Raw genomic sequence first — 23,352 nt, 5'->3', positions numbered from 1 at the left:
GACAAATAGTTTTGATTCTTTAGGGTATTTAGAAACTTTGCAGCTGTAATATTATTTATTATCAACAGGGTAGACGCAACTGGGTGCCCGAATTCAGGCTGTTGGGTGCCTGTATACGGGATCAATGGAACCCAAATGCGGGATGAAAGGTTGCCGTTCTCGGGAACAAGAGCGCCGATTCTCGGGACGTCACAAATGGCTGAAAAAGGAGTCTATTATTGCCGTTTAGCCCCTAGTTTCAGCGTCACGTGATGATCGCTGTTGTTCTATTCCTTAGATCAACTCTGAAAGACACGCCGTTCAACCTAGTAAGGTACCTGTCTACAGGACGTATCTCATCCTGTATTTGGGCACCCAATAAGAATTGAAATCAAGGTACCTTTCGTGACAGACTAACGCAAACGAGCAGTCAGGCAGGAAAATGCCAGAGACACAGGTCAATATGGATACTCTCACGGGCGCGCTGCGGCGTGAGACCGTGAAAAAGAACGTTGCCGCTATTCATATCAGCGGCAAGCTCACATTATTACAGCGTAAACTGTCAAATGTATTGCTGCTAAATGCCTACGACACTTTGACATCAGCTGCGACCCACACGATTGATGCGCGGACGCTGGCCATGATGGTCGGATATAATTCCAACGATTTTGACACACTCAGATCCAGCTTGCGCGCCCTTGCCGAGACGGTGGCCGAATGGGACATGCTGGATGAAGAAGGGCGGCAGGAATGGGGTGTTTCGTCGCTTTTGAGTTTCGCCAAACTCAAGAATGGTATCTGCGAATACGCTTACTCTCCGGCGTTGGCGCAAAAGCTGTTCGATCCGAAGATCTATGCACTGATCAATGTACATATCCAACGTAATTTCAGCTCAGGCCATGGCTTGGCCTTATACGAAAATTGCTACCGTTTTGTACGCACCGGGTCGACGGGATGGTGGGCGCTGGATGTATTTCGCAAACTGATGGGCGTGGATGGCAGCGACTATTACGGCAGCTTCAAGCATTTGAACGCCAAGATCATAAAGCCAGCAGTGGCTGAGGTGAACAAAAGCTCGGACATCGTGATTGAACCAGAGTTTCGCAAAAAGGGCAGGGCGGTCACGGATATTCGGTTTCTGATCCGGGAAAATCCGCAGATGGCCATGTTCCAAATTGATGACGGCGACGGGGTCCGTAATCTTCCGGTTTACAAAAAACTGCGTAAACAGGGGGTCGCGGATCGGTTGGCCCGACAATGGATCGCCGAACATGGTGAGGACTATGTTCAGCAAAAACTGGATTACATGAATGAACGGCAACAGGGCGTAAAGTCGACGATAGGGTATCTGTCTGCGGCTTTGCGCGATGACTACAAAGTTCCGGATAAGCCCGTACCTTCCGATCCCAGCCCCGAGATTTTGGAGGCCGCTCGGAAGCGAAAGGCTGATCAGGCACAAGAAGATCAGGCATATGAAAGTCGCGCGGCCGAGCGCACGGAACGGGCGCGGAAACTGTCGGTGGTTGAAGATTTGGTTTCGCGGCGAAACCCCACGCAACGCGACGCAGATAAAAGGCTCTTTCTATCGGGCTTGTCAGATGATCTGGATCGCGAGCATTTTCGCGCGCATGGGTGGCGATCCGGATTGAACGCGACTGCTATCTTTGCGTTCTGGGATGAATTGGAACCCGGAGCGTTTGAGGAACAGGTGTAAGGCTCGGGGTCAGTGATTGCGATGAAGCGGCTCTGTGCGTAGGTTTTGGTGAACGAAAGAACTGGTCGCTGTGGCCTTCTAAATCTGCAAAAGAAAGGCTTGGTTGTTGTGTCAGAAATCACCATCACAAAGCTGAAGATCTGCCCTGTATTGGTTCCATTGCGACGCCCTGTCGTTGTGATGACCGGGCAGGTTACGATGGCCCCTTTGGTGCTGATTGATCTCGAACGAAGTGATGGGTCCGTTGGCCGCAGTTACCTGTTCACGTATTCTCCGATTGCCTTAAAAGCCACGGCGGCTCTATTGCGCGATCTGGCGCCAGTAGTGGAAGGAACTCCTGCGGAACCGCGTGGACTGCACACGCGTATCTTGGGGCAGTTCAAACTGCTGGGGGCCGAGGGGGTTACACTGATGGCCATAGCCGGGATTGACATGGCAGCATGGGACGCTGTTGGGCAGTCTATTGGCAGACCTTTGTATGAGGTTCTGGGCGGCGCTGCGAAAGCTCTTTCTGCTTACAACTCGAATGGAATGGGCTTGATTGGGCCCAGTAAGGTTGCGGGCGAGGCCCTGGACTTGTTGGCAGAGGGTGGATTCTCAGCCTTGAAAGTTCGGCTGGGTTATCCCGACGTAGATACTGATCTGGCTGTTTTGGACGAAGTGCGGACCGCGGTTGGCGAAGCGACGACAATTGTGACTGACTATAACCAGGGGCTGTCAGTAGCTGAGGCAAAACAGCGGCTAACCGCCTTGGCCGGGCAGAAGTTGGGATGGATCGAAGAGCCGATTGCGTTCGACAATTATGATGGGCTGGCCGAACTGCGTGCAGTTTCCACCATTCCTATTCAAGGGGGTGAGAACCATTGGGGGCCGGGTGACATGGCGCGAGCGACAAGCGCGGGGGCGCTTGATTTGGTCATGATAGACGCCATGAAAATCGGTGGGGTAACGGGTTGGCTCGAGGCTTCAAGCCTTGCACGCGCCGCAGGATGGCCGGTATCGTCGCATCTTTTCCCCGAGGTTAGCGCGCATCTGATGTGTGCGGATCCGGGCGCACATTGGTTGGAGTGGGTCGATTGGGCGAATCCAATCCTCAAAGACCCATACGAAGTGGTCAACGGCAAAGTAACCCCGCCCGATCGCCCGGGAATGGGTTTGGAATGGGACGAGGGTAAAGTGGCACAATACGCCATAGGTTAACGTCGACCCAAGCCTAGATTTGGCAATCTGCGCGGAACGGACTTTTGATTTGCGTTCGAAGTTAGGTGGCCGCTACTTGGAACCCGTCGATGTAATACCGACATACTTTCGTCTGTGCCTTGGACTTTAAGGGGCTTTCGATGTTGAAAAATCCTACGCTTCAACGATGCCGGTGCTAAGCAATCAGGTGCTACGATTGTCCAGTTTAGCTGGGTTGGCGGTGAAGTGGTCATTTTGTGTTTATTTTGCGCACATAAGGGCAATGCCGCCTTGAAAACGGCCTTTGCATTCAGCTTGTTCGAAAGATGTACTTCAAGGTCACCGGTGAAAAGTGTGAAACACAATCATGCGAGAAGGTCCTTTCCAATCCGATGGGGACACTTCAGCTCAAATCGAAGACAAAAACTCCCGCATTACCCGGTTTTGATTGTCGATTGCTTTGTCAAAAATACCCGTCGCTTTTGCGGCGTCGTAGGAAAGATCTCCAACGTTGAACCGACCCAAATGGAAGCGCCCAAAATCTCCCAAACTTTTATCAAGAAAGCGCAGGTTTCTGGATTTCATCTTTTGCACGACGAACAAATCGCCGATGCAACCGATGCCAAGACCGGCAGAAATCGCATTCAGATAAGAGTTGATGCCCGCCGCGCGGCATACGACCTTATATCCGACGCCCAAGGATTCGAGTTTTGAATAAAAGACATTGGAAAACCTAACAAATTCAGAAAGCTCTACTATCGGAAGCTGAGTACTGCCCCCGAAATTCTCTAATGGAAAATCAGAGCTGGCGATCCAGCGCATAGTGAATGGCCAGCTTTTCCGGAGTGACGGCAAGTTTTCGTCCCGAACGACCGAATACGCGACATTCCCCTCGATGAAACGAATTTGATCTTCGAGGTCATCATAGTTTTGCATTTCTATAAATAACGAGGACCGGGCGATATCGGGGGCCGTGTGAAATAAATTGTAGGGATTCAGGAAAGCTTCGATCGTTGACAAAAACGCGATGCGAACAGGCTGGCTGCCTCTACTGTCTGAGATGTTCCGTATGCGATGTATGTTTTGCAGTATTTTATCGCTGCAATCCAGAAGTTCGCGGCCGCTTTCCGTCAACGCTAGATTGGGGTCACCATTTTCGAACAAGTTGACCCCGACCAGAGTTTCAAGCGATCGGATCCTGTTGCTTATGGCTGGCTGAGATCGACCCAGCTCTTTAGCCGTCTTCGAATAGGACTTGACCTTACACAGGATCGCAAACGACTCAATTGCCTCGAGTGAGATTCTCATTGTTCTTGCCTGCTAAACAAATTCCGCCCTCTCGGGCGGAATTACCGTTTCATTCGTCCCGGAACGTTTTGGACATGGCATCCCGAATGGGCCGCGACAGATATGAGATGACCAGTCGTTCCCCGGTTGAAACCAGTACTTCCACCGGCATACCGGGAACCAACTCGTTGTCCTTGATCTTGGCAAATTCCTCGGATTGAATCTCTACCTCGGCACTATAGTAAACAGCGCCTGTCGCAGGGTCTGACAACGTGTCAGCCGACACCCATTTCACTGACCCATTCAACTCTGGGGTCTGGTTGAAATTGAACGCGGTCAGACGAACCCGCGCGTCTTGACCGGGAACGACCCTGTCAATTTCGGTGACGGGAATATTCGCCATAAGAATGGGCTGCTCGGCGACCGGAACGATATCCATGATCGCCTGCCCGGGCGCGACAACGCCACCTTTGGTGTGGAATCCAAGGTTCAGAACCCGACCGTCCAGCGGCGCCAATATCTGGCTGCGAGCAATTCGGTCCTGAGCTGTTGTCTTACGTTCCAAGACTTCGCGCAACCGCTGAGATACGTCGGATAGTTCGGTCGAGACTTCTTCACGGGATGTGGCCGCATTGCTGATCAGTGCGCTTTCGACCTCGGCGATCTGGGCCCGGACACTGTCGATCTGAGCTGTGTTCGTGGACAAGCTTGCTTCGATATCCAACGCAGCGCGGCGCACCTGAAGCAGTCGTGTCACGTTTGCAAGACCTTTGTCGTTCAAGACCGAAACAGTCTCAAGCTCTTCCTGGGTCAGTCTCTGGTTGGCTTCCTGCGATTTGATCTGGCTGCGCAGGCCTGCCACCTGAGCCAACAGCGCGTCCTTCTGGGTTTCAAGCTGAGCGATATTGGCAGCTTTTGCCATCGCACGGCTTTCAAAAAGCTGCGCTTCGCTTTCGAAAATCTCGCGAATATCTTCGCTGTGATCAAATTCCGAGGCGAAAGACAGGAAGTCCAGGTTGGCCAATTCAGCTTGCAACCGCGCCTTGCGAACGGTCAGAGTTGCAATCTGGCTGCTCAGCGCATTCAGTTCCGCCTGTTCGCGCGTCGTGTCCAAGCTGACAAGAACCTGCCCCTGTTTCACGGCATCATCTTCCGAGACGTGGATCTCATAAATAATGCCACCTTCAAGGTGCTGGACCGTCTGGCGATCCGTCTCAAGCGCCACCATGCCGGGGGCAACGATCGCGCCGTCGATGCGGGTCGCAACGGACCAATAACCTAGCCCGCCTACCATCAGACCCATAATCGCGGTTCCAAGCAGAACCCACTTTCCAATTCCGTCTGCCGGAGCTGTCTTTGCGTTACGCATTGGTCTTACCCTCACGTTTTGGCGCAGCAGTCTCTGCGTCTGCGCTGGCTTTCTTGTTGCGGTTTTCCGAGTAGGTCCGAAGGATTTCGTCCCGCGGGCCATAGGCCGAGACCGTGCCGCCATCCATTACCAGAACCTTGTCCGCCTGATTCAAGGCACCAAGACGATGCGCGATCATGACAACGGTTCGTCCTTCGCTTTTGAGACGATCAATCGTCATCGACAAAGCCGCCGTACCAGCCGCATCCAGGTTCGAGTTCGGCTCGTCCAGCACGATCAGGGACGGATTCTTGTAAAGAACACGGGCCAAACCGATCCGTTGACGCTCGCCACCCGACAGCGCGCTACCGCTTTCGCCCAGAGACGTGTCATAGGCATCGGGCAGCTTCAGGATCAGGTCATGCGCATTTGCCGCTTGGGCCGCTGCGACAACATCGGCGTCGCTGGCATCGGCTTGGAAACGGGCAATGTTCTCGCGGACCGTACCGTCGAACAGCTCGACCGTCTGCGGCATGTAGCCGACAGAGTCGCGCAGTTGCAGGGCGTTCCAATAGCTCATGTCCGCGCCGTCAAGCCGCACGCTGCCCCGACTGGGTTCCAACGTACCGACGATCACACGGGCCAGCGTGGATTTCCCCGATCCACTGGGGCCGATAACCGCAAGCACCTCACCAGGGTCCAGCGACAGGGAGACGTTTCGCAGTACCGTTGCACCGCCGTTCGGGGTGGTCGCAAAGACGTTTTTCAGCTCGAGAACACCGCGCGGTTGCGGCAGTTGAACCGATGGGCTGGCAGGAGGATAGTCTTCCAGCAAGCTGTCGAGACGCTTGCGCGCAGCGCTGGCCAGAACATATTGCCGCCAGCTGCCGATCGCCTGTTCGGCAGGTGCAAGCGCGCGCCCAACCAGAACCGAGGCCGCAATGATCGAACCGGCACTCAGATCACCCGAAATGGCAAGATAGGCACCCAAACCCAGAACGGCGGATTGCAAAATCAAGCGCACGGTCCGCGAGATGGATGACAGTGTCGACGCCATGTCGCTGATCTGGCTCTGTTTCACTTGTGCCTGACCGTTTAGACCGTGCCAGTGATCATACAGATCATCGCGCATCCGCATCGCGTGGGCGACTTCATGGTTGCGGTTTACGTCGTTCAGGACGCGATTGCTGCGGACCTGAAACTGGTTGGCACGTGCTACGCCGCGCTGCGTCAGCACGTTGTTGAGCATGGCCACCGCCAGCAAAAACACCACACCGGCAAGACCGGCATAGCCCAGCCAAGGATGCAGCAGATAGGCAAAGCCAAGATAGATCGGGGTCCAGGGGGCATCAAAAATAACTGCTGGGGTCGAGCCGCCCATAAAGTCGCGCAACGTGCCCAAGTCGCCCACGGCATCGCGCCCCTTGGCGCCGCCTTCCTTGACCGAGCGTTCAATTTGCGCCTCGAAAACGCGTTTTTCCAACGTGTTGCCAAGTCGGTTGCCGATACGCACCAGAATGCGGGACCGCACCAGGGACAGCAGGCCAAACACAGAATACAGCCCCAGCATCAGCACGCTCAGACCCAGCAAGGTCTGGTAGCTCTGGCTGGGCAATGCCCGGTCATAAACCAGAATCATGAACAAAGGACCGGTCAGCATCGTCAGGTTGATCGCCATGCTGATGACACCGGTGGCAAAAAGACCCGGGCGAGCAGCACGGAACGCTTGCTCAAGCTCGGTACGTTTGAGGGGACTATGGGACATGGTGGCCCTCTTTCTGACATAAAGGAATGGAACGGCGGCGACCGTCTGGGCCGCCGCCGTGTTTGGGTTAAACCAGAACGTTGTCTTCGTTCAGGTCGGCAAGCTGAGTACCCAGCAGCGTGATGCTGCCTTCGGCACCCAGGTCGATGACAACGTCATCACCGTCCTGCGACGCGACTGCGGCCAGATCCTCGAAGTCGTCGAGGTCGAACGCTGCCGAGGTCAGGTCCAGTGTGTCGCCGTTGGCAAAGGCTTCAAAGTCAGCGATGACATCGTCGCCAAAGCCAGCTTCGAAGACAAAGGTATCCGCACCGCGGTTCCCTTCCAGACGGTCATTGCCAGCACCACCGTTGATGATGTCATCACCGGTACCACCGCAAATGTCGTCATCACCTTCGCCGCCATCAATGACGTCATTGCCACGACCACCTTCGATCATGTCGTTGCCCAGGCCGCCGTCCAGGATGTCGTCACCGCGACCACCGTCCAGAGTGTCGGCACCATCGCCGCCCTCCAGCAGGTCATCACCGTTGCCGCCATCCAGGTTGTCGTCACCCAGACCACCGACCAGATCATCGTCGCCGTTGCTGCCGATGAGTTGATCGTTTCCGGCTTCGCCGTCCAGATCATCATCGCCATTGCCACCGTCGACCACGTCGTTGCCTGCACCGGCCTCAACGATATCGTCGCCGTTGCCAGCTTCGATCTCGTCGTCACCAACGCCGCCAACTAGATCGTCATCACCATTGGTCGGAGCGACAACTTCTTCTTCAGCGAAGATAAAGTTCTCGGCCACCAGCTCATCGGGGCTAACCCCTTCGAGAGTGATCTGATCACCATTGCCCAGGTCGATTACGGTGTTCTCACCATCGGCTGTGATGCTGAGCTCTTCGAGCTGCGTGACACCGAAGTCTGACACATCCAGGAAGTCACCGTCTTCGATGCTGGCCGAGAAGTCCGCCACGACGTCGAAGCCCGTTCCACGACGGAACGTGAACGTGTCGCGGCCAGACCCACCGATCAGGGTATCGTTGTCGGCACCACCATCAAGGATGTCGTCGCCACGGCCACCATCGATGATGTCGTCGCCGGCACCACCGAACAGTTCGTCATTGCCACCTTCTGCAATGTCGATCACGATCCGCAGAAGCTGCTCTTCACCATTGTTGCGGGTGAAGTCCCCTTCGATCGGGTCAACAATCGTGTTGGCAGCGGTTGTTCCACCCAGAATGTTGACAGGCTCACCATCCGGATTGCCTTCCGAGCCGTTGAAGCCCGGGTGCGCACCCACGACGCCGTTCTCGGCAGTACCCTGATCGCGCGCGGTCTGGTTGAGGAAGGCTGCACCTTCTTCATTGTTGACCTCGGTTCCCGCATCCAGAACATCGTTGCCAAAGCGTTCGATGACAATCGGGCCAATGAAGTTGCCTTCTTCGTCAAAGATGGGATCAGCCAGCGCGTCATCCGGTACGGCAAGGAAGGCGTCGTTGGAAGGGATGATCATGGTTGCCCAAGTAAAGAAACCTTGCCCAACCTGATCAGGATTGACGTTCAGCGTGAAGCTGGCCGTTTCACCCGGATCAATCGGTCCCGGAGCACCGATGCCGCCGATAATTGTCGCATCGACACCATTGTCACCAACCTGCTGGTTGAATTCAGCCGCGATACCTTCGACGCTGCCGTCTTCGGCCAGACGTTCCAGACCCAGGCTGGCTTCTTCACCAACTGTGAACAGATCAAAGTTGGCGCCATCGTGGAAACCGAACCAGACAGGTGTCAGGAAGGTTCCGCCTTCACCCAGTGTGTTGGTCACCGACACCGTGATAGCTTCGCCTTCACCGACAGCATCGCCGCGGATGATATCGTTGCCCGCACCGCCGTTAATGACGTCGTCACCAGCAGCGCCTGCCAACAGGTTGTCACCATCGTCACCAGTCAGGAAGTCGTCGTTGACCGACCCGGTCAGGTTTTCGATGCTGATCAGCTGGTCCGCAACCGCATTGCCGTTCGGCGCTGCATAGGTCGCAATACCGTTCGCCAGGTTGGCTGTGACCGAAGACCCGATGTCCTGGAAATCAGCAGTGTCGATACCTTCACCACCATCGGTGATGTCGTTACCGCCGCCGCCTTGCAGGACGTCATTGCCTTCTCCGCCTCGCAGGATGTCGTTGCCACCACGGCCAACCAGCAGGTCATTGCCGATATTGCCGGTCAGGGTGTTGGCGCCACTGTCACCAAACAGCTGGTCGTCATTGGCAGACCCATCCAGGTTTTCGAACCCGTCGAAGTTCTCGAAGATCGTGACGTTTTCATTTGGCGCGTAAGATGCGCTTCCTGTTGCCAGATCCGCAATCACTTCGGCACCGATGCCCTGGAAGCTGTTGGTGTCGATACCTTCGCCACCGCTCAGGTTATCCAGACCACCGCCACCAGCGATGAAGTCATCACCCGCACCACCGTCGATGGTGTTCGGAGCAGCACCTGTCGCAACAATCTCGTCATCGTTGGACGAACCGGTGATGTTTTCGATGCTGGTAAAGGTTTCTTGGATCAGAGGACCATTTCCGCCACCGCCATTGTATTCGGCCGTACCGCTGCCATCAGCAGCCAGCGTGACACGAACACCTGCGATCGTCGGATCTGCGGCGCCCACGTTGATGTTCGAAAAGTCGTTGGTGTCGAAGCCTTCGCCGCCATCGATGATATCGGTACCGCCGCCACCGATCAGAGTGTCATCCCCTGCACCGCCGTTAAGAGTATCGTTGCCACCCAGACCGCTCAGAACATCGTCGCCGTCCAGGCCGTTCAACACGTTGTCGTTCGCGTCACCGATCAGTACGTCACCGTCATTCGATCCGATGACGTTTTCGATGCTGTTCAGACTATCGGTTTCAGATACAGCAAAGGTCACTTCTTCGATGTTGGTCACGCCCGAGGGGTTCTCGGAGACTTCGTCGGCACTTGCCAGGATGCCACCAGCGTCAACCAGCGAGTCGCGCACAACCGGGCCATTCTGACCGGCGGGTGCGTTATGCAGGTGGATCGCCGAAACCACGCCTGGGATCGGGGTCAGCAAGTCGGATACGGCCAGACCGGTTACCGACAGTTCGGACGAGTAGGTTGCGACACCGTTTTCAACAGTAACGGTCACGGTCGCCAAGCCGGTTGCTTCTGATTCCGACAACGGGCCGGGCTCTTGAGCTGCGTCCAACCGTGCGGTCAGAACCAGTGTGCCGTTCCCTTCAGGGTCCAAGTTGTTTTGAGAAACAAGCAACTGACCACGGATCTCACCACCGGGGAAATCCTCGGTGTGGATGTTGTAGTACAGGTTTCCAGCCAGCGCTTCGTCGACCAGGCTGTCCTCAGGATCACCGAAGTTCACGAAAGGTGCATCCTCGATCGAAACCGAGAACCCTGTCTCACGTGTTGCTGTGCCTGCACCCAGATCAACTTCGACAGGAACGTCGATGTCATTGAAGGCTGCAGTATCGATGCCTTCGCCGCCATCCAGCGTGTCATCGCCCAGACCGCCGGTCAGAACGTTGTCATTCTCGTCACCGATCAGGTTGTCAGGGTCATCCGAACCGATGATGTTTTCGATGCTGGTCAGAGTGTCAGTTTCCGAATCCGGAGTGGTCACTTCTTCGACATTCAGAACACCCGACGGGTTTTCCGAAACCTCTTCGGCGCTTGCCAGTTCGCCACCGGCATCAACCAACGAGTCGCGCACAACCGGGCCGTTCTGGCCGGCGGGTGCGTTGTGCAGGTGGATCGCCGAAACCACGCCTGGGATAGGGGTCAGCAGGTCGGATACGGCCAGGCCGGTTACCGACAGTTCGGACGAGTAGGTTGCGACACCGTCAACAACAGTGACAGTGACGCTGGCTGTACCTGTTGCCAACGAATCCGACAGCGGGCCGGGCTCTTGTGCAGCATCCAGTACTGCGGTCAGAGTCAGCGTACCGTTGCCGTCCTGATCCAGGTTGTTTTCGTCAACCACCAACTGACCACGGATCTCACCGCCGGGGAAATCGGCTGTGTGGATGTTGTAGTACAGATTTCCGGCCAGCGCTTCGTCAACCAGGCTGTCTTCAGGATCACCAAAGTTTACGAAAGGCTGATCTACGATCGAAACCGAGAAACCTGTCTCACGCGTTGCTTCACCTGCGACCAGATCAACGTCGACGGGCACGTCAATGTCATTGAAGGCTGCGGTGTCGATACCTTCGCCACCATCCAACATGTCATTGCCCAAACCGCCAGTCAGAACGTCGTTGCCTCCGAGACCTTCAATCTGATCATCGCCGCCCAGACCGTTGATAATGTCGTCTTCGGGCGTTCCCATCAGCATATTGTCGTTCTCGTCGCCCTCGATAATCGGGCTCATTATTTCATCAGGGTTCATTTTACACTCCAAGCTAATAAGCAAACGCTGATGCGCTCACGCGGCGTTACCTGAGCTTGGGAAAACTCGTCTCAACCATTCAAAAATGAAGGGTGGATCATCAATTGAGAAGGGACCTCGGATAAAACGTTAAGTCTCAGAAAAAATTGTGAAATTTTTTTCCAATCACGAAACAACAAGTAAAGTTGAAGACGGTTTTTTTTCTGTTGAATTGTGAAAAAGTAAGTAAAGAACAAGGGTGTGGACAGATGAGCAACAACGCGGCGACAGACGCATTAGAAAAGATTCCGGTACAGGACTGGGACTTGTTGCGCTTCCTCGTTTCGGTCGCGAGATCAGGAAGCATCGCAGGCGCCTCGTCGCAATTGTCCGAAAGCCCGGCAACGGTCGGGCGAAAGTTGAGAGACCTGGAAAAAGCGCTGTCCCTGCCGCTGTTTGATCGCGGGACAACGGGCGTCGCGCTTACACCAATTGGCGAGGATATTCTGAAAATCGCGCAACGGATTGAAACGGAACTTTGCCATATGGGCGAAGTGGCGCGCGGGCATCGTGACTTCAAAGGCAGCAGGGTGTCGGTCGCTGCGCCCGAAGGGTTCGGTGCGTCGGTGCTGGCGCCCAAACTGATCGAATTTCACACGTTGAATCCGAACATCAAGATCGACCTCCTTTTGTCCAATCAGAAGGTAAATTTGCACAACCGCGAGGCTGACATTGCCGTTCGTCTGGGTAAGCCAGAAGCGTACAGAGTGAATGCGGTAAAGCTTGGGACAGTAAAATTTGGTATTTACTCGTCACGGGAATACCTGTGCGACCTTGAGCCGATCCATACGCTGGACGAATTTCTGGGGCATAACGTGGTCGTCGCCACTGGCGCACTCGGAAACACGGTCCAGGAAACCGAGTTCCGAAAAATAACGGATCAGTGCAATATTGCGGCCAGAACAGATAACGTAAACGCTCAACTCTCTGCAGTCAAAAGCGGACTGGGGTTTGCCGCGCTGCCGAAGTTTATGGCCGGGGACAATCCAGATTTGATCGAAGCCCTGCCTGGCTTTTTAACGCAATCACTGGATCTTTGGGTTCTGACCCATAGCGACATCGCCCCCTATCCACATGTCCAGACTACGCTCGAATTTCTGGTCGACCTGTGCAGCAAGGTTGTAGAACCTGAGTAACCCGCGCGGTAGACGGCCTACCGTGATCCGCAATCGCCTTGTCCCAAACGAGCTGTGCGGCGATTTGTACACCAACTCTTTCGAATAAAAGCCTCAGACAGGTGTTTTTGAGACATCTGTCGGCTCAATCGGCAGGCAATGGAAAGGATCGAAAAATGTCTCTCACGCGTCGCGGTTTTCTTGCATCTGCCGGCTCGGGTCTGTTGGTTGCCGCAGCCCCGGCTTTTGCAAAAAAAGCAAATGCCGCCGAAATCTACACACTCCCGTCCCTTGATTACAGCCACAGTGCGCTGGAGCCTGTAATTGGAGCAGAAACGATGGAGCTGCACCACGGCAAACATGCTGCCGGTTATGCCCGCAACCTGAATAAACTGATCCCTGGAACCAGTCTTGAGGGCCAGTCTCTGGAAGATATCATCAAGACCGCGGCTGCGGATCGCGGGACATATCAGACCGTTTTAAACAATGCAGGCCAGCACTGGAACCACACCGAATTCTGGAAAATGCTGGTTCCGGGCGGCACCGGCGTGCCCGGCAGCCTGCAGAAAAAGATCGAGAGTGATTTCGGAAGTTTTGAAGAATTCCGCGAGCAGTTGGTCAATGTATCCAGCAAACAATTCGGTTCTGGTTGGGGCTGGCTGGCCATAGACAACTCGGGCAAACTAGTCGTTTTGTCGACGCCAAACGGTGAAAACCCGCTTGTGCACGACATGGTCCCACTCTTGGGTATCGATGTTTGGGAACATGCCTACTACGTCGACTACCGCAATCGCCGCAAAGAATACGTTGCTGCTGTCGTCGACAGTATCGTCAACTGGGAATACGTGAACGCCCGCCTGGCCAACGCATAGTTTTTTGTGCGGACTGCCAAAAGCAGGCGATCCTCCTGATTGCTGTGCCTTGTGGCGGGTGTCTTAACCGAACTAATCATCAATTGAACGGCCATATTTGCATCAATATGGCCGTTCACGCATTTAGCCGCGACACCTAGATTGCTAGTCGCAGACACATTGCCGGGCATTTGGCCCGGTTTTTTCCCTTAATTCACGGGTATCCACAGGCCACCGGCGACCTATTTCGAAGGTGCGATCCGCCTTTACACCGATTTGTTCGATTGCCTTTTTCACCGCTGCCAGAAAATCGGGTTTCGTTAGGTTCTCAGAGTTTCGTGCTGGCAACCGGGTCTTCTGAAATGTGCGATCATCTTTTGCCGGGGCTAGCGAACTGCATGAAAGGTGAACGAATTGATCGAATAAGTTGCGTCGATCAGCGAATGCCAAACCTGCCGTGGGACTAAGACACATCGCAATAGATACAGTCGCCAATGGTCGCGTCATCACTAGGTGCACAGCAGCGAGCATAGCAAACTGGTCATGGCCAGACTTGGAGCAGAACCTCGCGTGACGAAGTTCTACCCATACGACCTGTAGCGCCAAGTCCACTCACCGACCAACTTGCTGACTTCCGAGGCAATATAGTTGCTCCAACCAGGTTGCGCCTTTCAAAGCTCGGACTTTCAACCGCATGGGAACTTGAAACTCTTCGCCTGACGCTGTGCTGAGAGGTAATAAGCAAGTAGCACAGGACTTACAGGTCATAGACCTAGCGTAGCGCCAATGACGCAGAGAGATACCAGGGACTTTTTGCGTGCAAGTCGGACAGTTGTGAAACTGTCTGAGCAGGATACACATTCGAATGGAAACGCCGTTGCTCGCGACAGCCGCCCGCGAGCTAGTTGTGGACTTCGTCGATCATGATCGTCTTCAGAGCTTATGTCGCGCAAATGGCTGAGGGCACGCGCGCCCAGTTTGGACACCGTGTGTCGCCCGCACATGGGCGCCGATCGCTGCCAAAACGTGCTGACCAAGGCGCCCATTATCGAGTGCAGGAGGCGCCTGTATTGACAGGATCGGTGTAAGGGTGACGCCAATATCTGCTTCGTATCTTGTTTGGTACAGGTCTTCCATTCGCTTCGCGATCATGGTCTTTCCTATCTCTGAGCTGCAGTAAACCATGAGGCCTGCCATCCGGGGCTGTCTAGGCTCAGGACCAATTGACTTCGATTTGCTGCGTGATTCATCGCGTTCGAAACGAGCGTTGAACATGTCAGATCGGGCGCACCAAGGGTGGCATGAACGCAAAGTGACATGCGGTTTGTGACAGATGAGCCATGGTGCGCCATTGGTTTAAGCACAAGGGCGAATGACGCCCTTTGAAACTATTTGTCTTCGCGGGTCAGGTCAGCGACAAAACTGGTGCGAAAGCATTAATCAGCAGTCTGTCAAATGTCGAATGGGTGCTGGGTGACCGCGGCTATCGTGCCGATTGGATCAGAGAAACGGTGAAAGAAATAGGGAATGGCGCGAGCGTCCCGGGTCGCAAACAGCGCAACACTGCCGTCCGATACGACAAGAGACGCAATCGGATCAAGATCATGTTTGGCAGATTGGCGCGCTGTATTGAAGGCTCTGCTGGGGCCTTGGATTGGCCCGCTTGCCTCGGTTCACAAAGCTTGGCGCAAAAGTGATTTTGCCTGCGTGCGCAGATCGTCCAACCTTTCGCGGGGCGCCACGCAGGGTCGTATTGCTGAAACAACGACATTCAGGCGCGTATGTGCTCAGACAATGGGTGGGGTTATGGAGACGATTGATCAAAAAGCTTTGTTGATGACACGCAAAAGCCATGCTTTTGGGTGCCTTCTTTTTGCAGCGTCGTTTCTTATTTTGACTTTTATTTACTCGGAGCCGTTGCAGGCACAAACGGCAAAGCAGTTGCCTGAATACGTGATAGAAGAGTTCGGCCACCCACCAGATCTGCCGACGGACCCGCTGAGCCCTGCGATGCAATTTGCGCTTCGGGTTGCGTTCGTTGACAGCGTTGTTCTGTCGACATGGGATGAAAATCAAAAGCTTGCACTAGCTGAAATCGCATCTTCTGGTGACCCGCGATTGGCGTGGATCATCAGCGATTTGATGCGATTTGTGCCCTCAGAACAGTTGAACACAGAACTGACGACTGCCGCCTCAGCGCTCTTGGGGAAAGAGATCAGGCTGGATAACAGCTGGGGTGATTTGACGGACCATCTTATTGCGTGGGACATTCCCGCACCGCCTGAATATCTTTCGTACAAACGGTCGATTTTCACCAATATCGTACCCGGATGGGAACGCATCTTTGTCGAAGGCGACATCGACTGGAGGATGGTATCCTGGGGCGGAGTGCTTATTGATGACCGCTCCTATGACACGACTGACAATGGATGCAATTGTATCCCCGCCGCCGACAACCCACGGACCAGCAGTGCCGAAGACGCAACTTGGTTGCAAGACGACGACGTCGTTTTTGGCATTTCTATAAATGGCGAACATCGGGCCTATCCGCGTCGTATTATGGAAGTGCGCGAGATGGTAAACGACACTCTGGGTGGTCGCGATCTCGGTATTCCGTACTGTACTTTGTGTGGGGCTGCGCAGGCTTATTTTACCGACGGTTTGCTCGAGGGGATCGAGCGCCCGATTCTGCGGACTTCGGGGTTGCTGAACCGATCCAACAAAGTGATGTACGACCTGAACACCTACTCTGTGTTTGACACGTTCTTGGGTCACGCCGTAACGGGTCCCTTGGCCGAAAAAGGCTTGCAGCTTGATCAAGCCACAGTCATCACTACCGACTGGGGCACGTGGAAAGCGGAGTATCCGGATACCACGGTTTTGCTTGAGCGCTATGCGTTGGGTCGCTATCCCGATTTCCGCAACGGACGAGACGCAAACGGCCCCATCTTTCCGATCGGTGATGTCGACCCGCGTTTGCCCGTTCACGAGGATATCATTGGTGTGGTGACAGCCTCGGGCAAGCCTGTTGCATTTCAAAGAAGCACCGCGCTTTTGGCTTTGCAACGCGGAGAGGAGATTGTTGTCGAAAACGTTCGGTTGGAAATTACGGCCGGCGGGATTAGGGCCGTAGGCAAAGACGGATCAGACCTTGGCAGCCACCAAGCCTTTTGGTTTGCTTGGTCTCAATTCCACCCCGATACAGAATTGTGGCAACGGTAGCGGGTGTTTTGGTTCGTCTTTTGAAACGCCTTCATCCTCAATTGGGTCGCTTCTTATTCCGCGGCTCGCAACTCACGAACCAGATCAGCGTTTTCAAACTCCCAACTCTTGAAGCGTCTGTAGGCAAGGATGTTCTGCTGCGCTGTCAAACGCGTTTCTTCGCTGTCCAAACTATCATGGACAAATATCCGTTTGGCTTCTTGATAGGCGTTATTGCATGCAAAGCGTTCTGATTGAGTCAATTTGTCATCGACAGCAAGAGCCGTGCATTTGTAATAAATACTTAAGAGAGCGATAAGTTCGACCATCTCTGTCACCTTAACACAATGATCGTTGAAACAGATTTCAAGATATCACGCGTTTCACAGGATACTGTGTTTTGCACGAGGCCCCCGTTCGCGAGGTGTGGCCACAAAGTGCTCTAATACTTCACCCGATATTTCGGACGGCGCTCGCCTATGCTTTGACAACTCGTCTTCAGAACTAGTTTTTCTGCGCTGTCGGTTCAGCCCGCTGACACAAAGAATTCCAGCTTGTCCGGCGCAACCCCTTCGCCGTTTACAGGCGTCATGTCCTGAGGGCAGGCCGACATCACGGCGACCAGATCGGCTTCGGCCCGCAAAGATATTCGATCGCCCGCCCGCGCGACCGGAGTTTCAAAACTGGTTGATCCGTCCGGTTTGAGCGGCACATTCATCCAGATGTTGAACGGGGCGGGGATGAGCGGCGCTTTCAGCCCGATAGCGATAAGCGCCATGCGCAGGTTGTCCGCACAATTGTCGTGATACCCTTCACATTCCAGTTCGCGGTACCTCGCGTGGTCACAGCAGGCGATAACTGTGTCATGCACGCCTGGCGAAGTGTCCGCGACGATAGTCAGCAAAGACCTCCGCTGGTTGCTGACAAGGGCGTCGCCAACCTTTGGGAAGATTGATGCAATCGAAGTGTGCAGATGCGGCATCGAAAGATGTTCGTTTAGGTTCTTGGCAGCGAAGGCGAAGAAGTCACAGACCTGATGACCACTTGGATTTACGATGTTTAGAACCTGCCCCCGCGCAAGCCTGACAGCGATACCGCATCGGGCAGGTATTTTGTAGGTTCGCCCCACTTCCGCAGTCCCGTCAACTGAGATGGCGATATCAAGGCTCTGGTTTGACCCGTCCGGGATCGAAATATCGGCTCCGCTCACGTCAATCCCCCTTTTCTAGGAACAATAAGACCGATTCATTCAGCTGCGAAGTGCTATTTAGTTCGCGTTCCGGTCGCCTGACTTTTTGCTTCTTACTGCTACCGGTGGGTACTTTGTTCTTAACTCAAGAAAGATTCAGGCGTTGACTAAGGCAGTAAAGAACTGGAGCGCAATTTTGCTGTGGCTTGAAGGGCAATAGCGAGGCTTGGCACTATGCCACGTTGGAGCCTTCAAAGCTGTGAACAACACCATAGCCCCGCTGGTTCGGGCTTAGAATTCAGTTCACTCACACCTTCGCTTTGATAGTATGCGTGCTGCGAATATTTCCTTTGGTTCGCTGCGCCTCCTCGACGATGCCCGCCGATCAACGGAAGTAGAGGGCCGATTACTGGCATACATTCCTCGCACCGCTTCGGTGTTTACTCAGCCGATCTCGACTTCCTTACTGTGCTCCCTGGAATAAGTCGAAACCCGACATCCGTAGTGGACTTGGCTGGTTCACCGTTGATCTGAGCCAGAACCATCTCGGCTGCGATCTGGCCAATCTTAAGGTGGGGAACTGCGATTGATGTCAGCCGATAAGGTTGTATTGCCGAAATTGGCAAATCGCCCCATCCGGCGATGCCGATATCTTCCGGAACGCTCAGGCCGATTTTCTGGGCATAGTGAAGCCCGCCAATCGCCATGTTGTCGTTCTGATAGAATATGACTTCGATATCGCGATGCGAGGCAAGCAACTGCTCGGTGCCGTAGAACCCGGTGTAAAACCCCGGCGTATCTTTTAGGAGCAGTTGTTTTTCCAGTCGGCCGTTTGCATCCTCGATGGCTTTAGAGAAGCCGTTAAGGCGTGCGGTTGCCGCGTTCGCCACGTCATGAGATGTGCCGACATAGCCGAATTTTTGGTAATTCATTCCGGCCAGATAACGACCCATGCTATAGCCGCTGTCAAAGTGGTTCAGCCCGACGCACATGTCCAAAGGGCTGGAATTGAAGTCCCAGATTTCGACCAAAGGAATGCCAGCGCCGCGCAACATCTGGATCGCTTTCTGACTATGTGAGCGACCGGTAATGATCAGCCCGGCAGGTTGCCAGGACAGTACGGTCTCAATCCATTTTTCCTCATGGTCGATTTCATGCTCGGTCAGTCCCAGCACCGTCTGGTGGCCAAATGCACCAAGTTTTCGGTCGATGCCTTCCAGAACCTGCGCAAATATTTCGTTGCCCAGTTCAGGGATGCTGACCCCGACAAAAGTGGACTTCTTGTCGCCCGCAAAAACCGTCGCTAGCCGATTCGGTAGGTAGCCCAACCTGTCCACCTCGGCCATAACCTTCGCGCGCGTTTTTTCCGAAAACCCGCCTTCATCGCGCAGGACTCGACTGGCCGTCATCTTAGACACACCCGCAGCCTTTGCCACCTCGGCAAGGCTTACTTTATTGTTTTTACTTGATTTATCAGTGTCGCTGCTCATTTACGTTACGGGTAACTCTTTTTTATTGACAATGGGCGGGTCTGTGCGAATGCTAGCGTAACGTTACGGGTAACTCAATACGATGTTGAGGAGCATCAGGGTGACCCAAGCCCAGGAGGAGACAGCCGTGCCCGGCACAGCGCAAAACAATCTGTTCTTTGACGGGATAAAGAAGCATTTCGGAGGTACCTATGCGCTGCGCGACGTGTCACTGAATGTCGAACGCGGAGAGATTGTTGCCCTACTGGGAGAAAACGGAGCCGGGAAATCGACCCTCATCAAAATCCTCGGCGGAATTCACAAAGCGGATGAAGGGCGGGTTTTGATCAACGGTGAACCCTACGAACATCGTCCAGGCGGGTTCGGCGAGCGTCAGTCCGTGGCGTTTATCCATCAGGATCTCGGCATGATCGAATGGATGACCGTGGCCGAGAACATTGCGCTTGCTCTGGGCTATTCGCGAAAGGGCGGTTTGATCAATTGGAAATCCGTGGAGAGCTTTGCACAGGACGCGCTGGACAAGGTGGGATGTGAATTCGACCCGACTACGCGGGTTCAGGACTTGTCGCGGACCGAGAAATCTCTGGTCGCGATTGCACGCGCTTTGGCCGTTGATTGTGACTATCTGGTGCTGGATGAACCAACCGCATCCCTACCTGCGGATGAGGTCGAACGACTGTTCGAAGCCTTGCGCCCGCTGAAGGAACAAGGCGTCGGTATGATCTATGTGTCGCATCGGCTGGATGAGATTTTTCAGATTGCTGATCGGGTTGCCGTACTACGAGACGGAGAGATGGTTGGGCTGCGTAGCATTGACCACACCACACCCGAAGAACTGGTTTATATGATCGTCGGCCGCAAGACTCGGCAGGTGATGAAACCAGACATGCCGCCGGGTGCAACGTTGCTTGAGGTGTCTGGCCTGAACATGGAAGCAGCACACAACGTCAGTTTCCAGTTGCAGACAAATGAAATCGTCGGGCTGGTCGGGCTGCGCGGGGCGGGTCACGAAAACGTCTCGCGCGCGCTGTTCGGGTCGGAAGGGTTTAGCGGCCAGATAACCCTGCATGGTGAAACGCCTGACCTGAGCACGCCGCAAACTGCGATGGCATCAGGGATCGGGCTGGTTGCGCGGGACAGAACTGAAGAGTCCGTCGCCATGTCACTGACCATTCGAGAGAACACGTTCCTGAACCCTGCCGCGATCGGGCGGTCGCTGTTGTCGTTCATGAGCCACAAAGCTGAAACAGAGAGCGCCACCCGGATCGGAGCGGACGTCGCCTTGTCTCCCAATGATCAAAGCATGGCGATTGAAAGCTTGTCGGGTGGAAACCAGCAAAAAGTGGTCATCGGACGTTGGCTGGAAACCAAGCGCAGGCTGTTGATCTGCGAAGACCCGACGGCGGGGGTTGATGTTGGTGCGAAAGCAGAAATTTACGCGCTGTTGAACCGCGCAATGGAAGAGGGCGTCGGCATCATCGTCGTTTCCACCGATTTCGAGGAAGTTGCAGCCATCTGCCATCGCGCCATTGTCTTCAGTCAGGGTCAGATCGTGCGCGAATTGACCGGAACCGAACTGACCACTGAAAACCTGATACAAGCTGCTTCGGCCTCGAACGCCGTCGCGAGTTAAGGAATACGAGAATGCAATCGCTTGAATCCAATGCGCTGGAACCAACCAAGGCCGAGCTGAAAGATGTCTCGCTAAAGACACGGATCCTCAGGTTCCTACCGGTCTATGGCCTGGTTTTGCTGACAGGTTTTCTGATCATCCTATTTTCCATCCTGCTGCCAAACACGTTCCCGACTCTTTTGAATCTACGGGCGATTATCTCGGACAAGGCGATTATCGCGCTTTTGTCGCTGGGGGCGATGATTCCGATGGCGGCGGGTCGTATCGATCTAACCGTGGGATACGGGATCGTGCTGTGGCATATCCTTGCGATCTCGTTGCAAACCACGTTTGGAATTCCATGGCCGATTGCCGTGGCAATCGTCCTGTCGCTGGGTTTGCTAACCGGGTTCCTGAACGGACTGCTGGTCGAGGTTGCCAAAATTGACAGCTTCATTGCGACCTTGGGCACGGGCACGGTGCTGTACGCTCTGGCACTGTGGCACACGGGCGGACGTCAGATGGTTGGGGCGTTGCCGGATAGTTTCTACGCAATCAACGGCACCTTCGTGTTCGGCCTGCCAATCACGGGGTTTTATGTGCTGGGTATCACGGTCGCGATGTGGCTGATCCTGGAATACACGCCGATTGGCCGGTATCTCTATGCGATTGGGGCCAATCAGCGCGCTGCGCAACTAAACGGTATTCCGACCCGGAAATTCGTCATCGGCGCTTTCATGTCTTCGGGGCTGATCACGGCTTTTGCCGGAGTGCTGCTGGCGTCGAAATTGCGGATCGGGCAAGCCTCGGTCGGTCTTGAATTCCTGTTACCTGCTTTGGTTGGGGCCTTTCTTGGGTCCACGACCATCAAGCCGGGACGCGTGAATGTTTGGGGAACAGTCGTGGGTGTCGCGATCCTGGCTGTTGGCATCTCGGGCATTCAGCAATTCGGAGGATCCTTCTGGGTCGAGCCGATGTTCAACGGTGTCACGCTGCTGATTGCAATCGGTATTGCCGGTTACGCTCAGCGTCGCAAAGGCGCCAACAAGTAAACAGCATAAGGGAGGAGATTATGCTGAAACGGACTTTCATGGCAGTATCCGCTGCTGCGCTTCTGACTGGTTTGGGACTTCCGGTGACCGCCGAGACGGCGTTCGACGGCCCCACCAGTGGACCCAAAGCCGCCGAGGGCAAATCCATTGTCGTCGTCGCGGGCGATCTGAAAAACGGCGGTATTCTGGGCGTAACCAATGGCGTCGAGGAAGCTGTCGGAACCATTGGCTGGGACGTGCGCGTTCTGGATGGTGCGGGTTCTATTCAGGGCCGGACCGGGGCCATTGGCCAGGCACTGGCTTTGCAACCTGACGGGATTATCATCAACGGCTTCGATGCCATCGAACAGCAGGCCGCGTTGGAAGGCGTGGTGAACGCAGGCATTCCGATGGTGGCCTGGCACTCCGGTCCCAAGATCGGGTGTGACGCACCCGGAGGAATTTTCGCCAATGTCTCGACCGATGCCATGACCGTCTCTGAGGTGGCCGCGGAATGGGCGATGGATGACGGCGCCGATGGTGTTGGTGCCATCATCTTCACCGATTCGACCTATCAGATCGCCATCGACAAAGCGGACCGGATCAAGGAAACCATTGAGGCTGCCGGCGGTACGGTGCTTGAATACGTCGACACGCCCATCGCCGATACCTCGGCGCGGATGGGGCCGCTGACCACCAGCCTGTTGCAGAAATATGGTGATCAGTGGACCCATGCGCTTGCAATCAACGATCTATACTTCGACTTCATGGGGCCTGCATTGGCGGCGGCGGGTATCTCGTCCGAAGATGGGCCGCAGGCTGGGTCTGCTGGTGATGGATCAGAGGCCGCTTTCCAACGTATCCGCAGCGGCAACTACCAGACAATTACAGTGGCCGAGCCGCTGAACCTGCAGGGCTGGCAATTGGTCGACGAGTTGAACCGTGCCATTCAAGGCGAGCCATGCTCGGGCTATGTCACGTCGCCTGCGTTGGTGACCGAGGAAGGTTTGGCAAAACTGGGCGACAGCAATCAGTTCGATCCCGACAGCCCCTACCGCGAAGCTTACGCAAAGATCTGGGGCAAGTAAGCGAACCGGCGGCCCCTGCCTGAATCGGTAGGAGCCCCGTTCAAAAAATGACACAGCGC

At 54.8% G+C, this 23,352-nt stretch carries 16 protein-coding genes and 1 pseudogene; 9 read left to right on the top strand and 8 right to left on the bottom strand.

Annotated elements, in window-relative coordinates:
• Nucleotides 1-421 precede the first annotated feature (421 nt).
• Both ACR0L1_RS11415 and ACR0L1_RS11410 read left to right on the top strand, forming a co-directional pair.
• On the top strand, nt 422-1,693 hold the full coding sequence (locus ACR0L1_RS11415) for a replication initiation protein (protein ID WP_170783229.1): 1,272 nt from the start codon (nt 422-424) through the stop codon (nt 1,691-1,693).
• A 48-nt stretch (nt 1,694-1,741) separates the two neighbouring features.
• The gene (locus tag ACR0L1_RS11410; protein WP_480858897.1) at nt 1,742-2,893 is read left to right on the top strand and encodes an enolase C-terminal domain-like protein; all 1,152 of its coding nucleotides are present in this window, start codon (nt 1,742-1,744) and stop codon (nt 2,891-2,893) included.
• Between the two features lie 387 nt (nt 2,894-3,280).
• Here the strand turns inward: ACR0L1_RS11410 and ACR0L1_RS11405 are convergent, their stop codons facing one another.
• The 4 genes from ACR0L1_RS11405 to ACR0L1_RS11390 form a co-directional block, all read right to left on the bottom strand.
• Nucleotides 3,281-4,180, bottom strand: coding sequence for a LysR family transcriptional regulator (locus ACR0L1_RS11405; protein WP_480858896.1), 900 nt, complete (start codon nt 4,178-4,180; stop codon nt 3,281-3,283).
• Between the two features lie 49 nt (nt 4,181-4,229).
• Nucleotides 4,230-5,528 carry an HlyD family type I secretion periplasmic adaptor subunit gene (locus ACR0L1_RS11400; RefSeq protein WP_170771769.1) on the bottom strand — a complete coding sequence of 433 codons (1,299 nt, stop codon included), beginning with the start codon at nt 5,526-5,528 and terminating at the stop codon, nt 4,230-4,232.
• The gene (locus ACR0L1_RS11395) at nt 5,521-7,272 is read right to left on the bottom strand and encodes a type I secretion system permease/ATPase (protein WP_480503958.1); all 1,752 of its coding nucleotides are present in this window, start codon (nt 7,270-7,272) and stop codon (nt 5,521-5,523) included. The genes ACR0L1_RS11400 and ACR0L1_RS11395 overlap by 8 nt, the downstream gene beginning before the upstream one ends.
• A 67-nt stretch (nt 7,273-7,339) precedes the next feature.
• Nucleotides 7,340-11,677 carry a CHRD domain-containing protein gene (locus ACR0L1_RS11390; protein WP_480858894.1) on the bottom strand — a complete coding sequence of 1,446 codons (4,338 nt, stop codon included), beginning with the start codon at nt 11,675-11,677 and terminating at the stop codon, nt 7,340-7,342.
• A 185-nt stretch (nt 11,678-11,862) separates the two neighbouring features.
• Here ACR0L1_RS11390 and ACR0L1_RS11385 point away from each other — a divergent pair, with 185 nt between their 5' ends.
• Nucleotides 11,863-12,852 (top strand): LysR family transcriptional regulator, encoded by a 990-nt coding sequence (locus tag ACR0L1_RS11385; protein ID WP_170771775.1) that lies wholly within the window; start codon nt 11,863-11,865, stop codon nt 12,850-12,852.
• 155 nt (nt 12,853-13,007) lie between these two features.
• On the top strand, nt 13,008-13,703 hold the full coding sequence (locus tag ACR0L1_RS11380) for a superoxide dismutase (protein ID WP_170771777.1): 696 nt from the start codon (nt 13,008-13,010) through the stop codon (nt 13,701-13,703).
• A 912-nt stretch (nt 13,704-14,615) separates the two neighbouring features.
• Here the strand turns inward: ACR0L1_RS11380 and ACR0L1_RS11375 are convergent.
• The gene (locus ACR0L1_RS11375; protein ID WP_480503953.1) at nt 14,616-14,957 is read right to left on the bottom strand and encodes a TniB family NTP-binding protein; all 342 of its coding nucleotides are present in this window, start codon (nt 14,955-14,957) and stop codon (nt 14,616-14,618) included.
• A gap of 101 nt (nt 14,958-15,058) precedes the next feature.
• On the opposite strand from ACR0L1_RS11375, the pseudogene ACR0L1_RS11370 reads away from it, so the two are divergent.
• Both ACR0L1_RS11370 and ACR0L1_RS11365 read left to right on the top strand, forming a co-directional pair.
• Nucleotides 15,059-15,301 (top strand): annotated as a pseudogene (locus tag ACR0L1_RS11370) (IS5/IS1182 family transposase); the annotation flags it as partial.
• 391 nt (nt 15,302-15,692) lie between these two features.
• The gene (locus ACR0L1_RS11365; RefSeq protein WP_480858891.1) at nt 15,693-16,904 is read left to right on the top strand and encodes a DUF3179 domain-containing (seleno)protein; all 1,212 of its coding nucleotides are present in this window, start codon (nt 15,693-15,695) and stop codon (nt 16,902-16,904) included.
• 53 nt (nt 16,905-16,957) lie between these two features.
• On the opposite strand, the gene ACR0L1_RS11360 is transcribed toward ACR0L1_RS11365, so the two are convergent.
• The 3 genes from ACR0L1_RS11360 to ACR0L1_RS11350 form a co-directional block, all read right to left on the bottom strand.
• Nucleotides 16,958-17,212 carry a hypothetical protein gene (locus ACR0L1_RS11360; protein ID WP_170771785.1) on the bottom strand — a complete coding sequence of 85 codons (255 nt, stop codon included), beginning with the start codon at nt 17,210-17,212 and terminating at the stop codon, nt 16,958-16,960.
• Between the two features lie 197 nt (nt 17,213-17,409).
• The gene (locus ACR0L1_RS11355; protein ID WP_480858889.1) at nt 17,410-18,093 is read right to left on the bottom strand and encodes a DUF1989 domain-containing protein; all 684 of its coding nucleotides are present in this window, start codon (nt 18,091-18,093) and stop codon (nt 17,410-17,412) included.
• Between the two features lie 419 nt (nt 18,094-18,512).
• Nucleotides 18,513-19,562: a LacI family DNA-binding transcriptional regulator gene (locus ACR0L1_RS11350; RefSeq protein ID WP_170783239.1), complete on the bottom strand. Its 1,050-nt coding sequence runs from the start codon at nt 19,560-19,562 to the stop codon at nt 18,513-18,515.
• 100 nt (nt 19,563-19,662) lie between these two features.
• Here ACR0L1_RS11350 and ACR0L1_RS11345 point away from each other — a divergent pair, with 100 nt between their 5' ends.
• The 3 genes from ACR0L1_RS11345 to ACR0L1_RS11335 are packed head-to-tail and all read left to right on the top strand — an operon-like array spanning nt 19,663 to nt 23,293.
• A complete protein-coding gene (locus ACR0L1_RS11345) occupies nt 19,663-21,195 on the top strand; it encodes a sugar ABC transporter ATP-binding protein (protein WP_480858886.1) in 1,533 nt (510 codons plus the stop codon).
• Between the two features lie 11 nt (nt 21,196-21,206).
• On the top strand, nt 21,207-22,226 hold the full coding sequence (locus tag ACR0L1_RS11340) for an ABC transporter permease (RefSeq protein ID WP_170356573.1): 1,020 nt from the start codon (nt 21,207-21,209) through the stop codon (nt 22,224-22,226).
• Nucleotides 22,227-22,246: 20 nt separating this feature from the next.
• The gene (locus tag ACR0L1_RS11335; RefSeq protein WP_170771789.1) at nt 22,247-23,293 is read left to right on the top strand and encodes a substrate-binding domain-containing protein; all 1,047 of its coding nucleotides are present in this window, start codon (nt 22,247-22,249) and stop codon (nt 23,291-23,293) included.
• Nucleotides 23,294-23,352: the final 59 nt, after the last annotated feature.

It is taken from the genome of Ruegeria sp. J8 (genome assembly GCF_056531925.1).
Note: the sequence above shows the minus strand (reverse complement) of the source record. Positions and strands in the feature narration are given on the sequence as shown.